Annotated in this window: 3 protein-coding genes; all 3 read left to right on the top strand. The window is 59.3% G+C overall.

Features of this window, described 5'->3' with window-relative positions; genetic code table 11:
• Positions 1-1,257, top strand: a 1,257-nt coding sequence (locus C450_RS00765) for a universal stress protein (protein ID WP_161606929.1), incomplete at its 5' end; no start/stop codon positions are given.
• A gap of 44 nt (positions 1,258-1,301) precedes the next feature.
• Complete coding sequence (locus C450_RS00760; protein WP_005038743.1) at positions 1,302-1,787, top strand: Lrp/AsnC family transcriptional regulator; 486 nt, start codon at positions 1,302-1,304, stop codon at positions 1,785-1,787.
• Between the two features lie 86 nt (positions 1,788-1,873).
• A partial coding sequence (locus C450_RS00755; protein ID WP_005038741.1) for an IS5/IS1182 family transposase occupies positions 1,874-2,536 on the top strand: 663 nt, incomplete at its 3' end.

Genomic DNA, 2,536 nt, shown 5'->3' with positions numbered 1-2,536 from the left:
CTCGGAAACATCAGCGAGCGGTTCAACACCCCAAGTACCTCAATTACTCTTACGGGCGTCGTATTGCTGGTGCTCATCGCGTTCGTGCCGCTCGAAAGCATCGCCAAGTTGGCGAGTGCGTTCCAAATTCTCGTATTCATTCTTATCAACATCGCCCTGGTGGCGTTCCGCCGCGGAACGATGGAGTACGAGCCGACGTTCGAGTCGCCGCTGTACCCGTGGATGCAGGGGTTCGGTGTCATCGGCGGTCTCGTCCTGCTCACGCAGATGGGGACTATCCCGCTCGTTGGGGCTGTCCTCATCACGGCCGGTAGCGTCATGTGGTATCTTTGGTACGCCCGCGACCGGGTGGACCGCGAAGGAGCAGCCATGGACGCGGTTCGCCGCGAAGTCGGCAAGCAGGCTGTCGACCGCACCCGCGACGCCGTCACCCCGACCGAGGGGTACGAGGCACTCGTGGCGGTTCCAGAGGACGTGGCCGCCTCACACGAGGGAATGCTTGTGGATGTCGCTGCGGACCTTGCAGTGCCCCAACACGGTGCAGTATCGGTCATCCGATTCGACGAAGTGGCTGACCAGGTGCCGCTTGAAGCTGCCACCGAGCAGTCCCCTACTGATATCGAATTCGAAGAACGGGCTGATTCGCTTGCGACCGACCTCGATATTCCAGTGCGAGTAGGTGAGGTGGTGAGTCACGACACCCGCCATGCGCTGGCGAATTATGTCGAAGAGTGCGACGTGGACATGCTCGTGATGGAACAGCAGCCGTCGCGGCTCCGTGAGCGAGTGTTCGATTCAGACATCGAGTGGGCCCTCACTCACACCGACTGTGACGCTGTCATCGTCAACAACAGCGAGACGAAACGCGACGAGATCGAGACCGTGACCGTGCTGACTGATGAAGGACCCCACGATCCGGCGAAAATTGCTGTCGCCGACGCGGTAGCGGCGGCTCATGATGCGGCGATCATATTAGAGTATGGCCGCGATGAGCCCGTCTCCGAGGAACAGCGCCGGACGCTCGCTGACTACCACGAGGAGGTCGCGGCACTCTGTTCTGTTCCGGTCAGAACGGCGTTCGTCCGCTCCGATGGCGGTGTAAACAGCGTCGAGAACGACGATACCGACATTCTGGTCGTCGGTACTGAAGGAAAGTCGCTCGCCGACGGTGCCGACTGTCCGGTGCTCGTCGTGCGCCCGCGTGAGGAGACCACACCGGGATGGCTCGGGCGCGCACTCGAACGCTGGCTGCTGTAGGGAGACAGCAAATGCTTTCCCGAGCGGAGTTGCGTACCCAGAGTATGTCGCGTGAACTCGACGAACTGGACCGCTACGTCATCTACCGGCTCCAAAAGGACATCCTGGGAACGTCGGCGGCCGAAATTGCCGACGACTATGGCGTTTCGCCGAGCACGGTCCGCAAACGTATCGGTCGCCTCAAAGACAACGGCATCATTCGCGGCGCTCACCTCGATATCGATTACGAACAAGCGGGCTACCAGCTGTTCACCATTATCTTCTGCACCGCTCCGATCCCCGAACGCGAACAGCTCGCCCAAGAGGCGTTGACGATCTCTGGCGTGGTCTCAGCTCGAGAGTTAATGACCGGCGAAGAGAACATCCACGTTGTTGCTATCGGGCGCAATGGCGACGACCTTAGCCGTATTGGTCGTGACCTCACCGCACTCGGTCTTGAGATCGTCGAGGAAGAACTCGTTCACAATGAGTACACCTGTCCACTTCATTGGTTTAACAAGGAAGACAATGAGTTAGAAACAGTCGGTTAATGGATAATGGGCTGTGTTGAATCACTAGACGGCGGCAGGATGGGTCGCTAAATCAAAGGCGTTGAAGCGAGAGACTTGAGTTGATCATGACGCAAATCTCCCGCTTCACCGAGCGATGCGTAGTCATAGCTCAAAGAGTTACCGGCGATGGAGACGAATCCGCCGCCCCGATCGGCGGCGGATTCGCTGATTACGCCTTCGTTTCCCTCCACTGTCTCCGAATTTACCTCGATACGTCCTACCGCATGACCATCGACTTGTTGAAGGAGATGCCACAAATAATCCGGGAGATCGGCCTCGACGCGGCCGANTCCTACCGCATGACCATCGACTTGTTGAAGGAGATGCCACAAATAATCCGGGAGATCGGCCTCGACGCGGCCGATCTCCCTGCCCCGTCTACGTTGTGTAAGGCACTCGACCAGATCGAGATGAGCCTCTGTCGAGTGCTGCTGCGCCAGTCGGCGCAGCTACATGACCCATCCGAACACGCCGCCCTCGACGCCACGTTCTACGAACGGGACCGCGCCAGCCGCCACTACTGCCACCGCACCAACTACCACGTACAGACGCTCAAGGTCACGAAGCTCGTCGATACAGAATCCCAAGCGATCCTCGACATCCACTGTTCAACCACGCTCGAAGGGAGCGACGCTGACCTGTGCGAGCAGATCGCCCGCCGAAACGCGGGCGATCTGCGGACTCTCGCTGCGGACAAAGGCTACGACAAGAACGCTCTCCGCGAGCGG

It is taken from the genome of Halococcus salifodinae DSM 8989, assembly GCF_000336935.1.
Taxonomy (GTDB): Archaea; Halobacteriota; Halobacteria; order Halobacteriales; family Halococcaceae; genus Halococcus; species Halococcus salifodinae.
The sequence above is the reverse complement of the archived record's forward strand: the minus strand, read 5'-3'. Positions and strand labels throughout refer to the sequence as shown.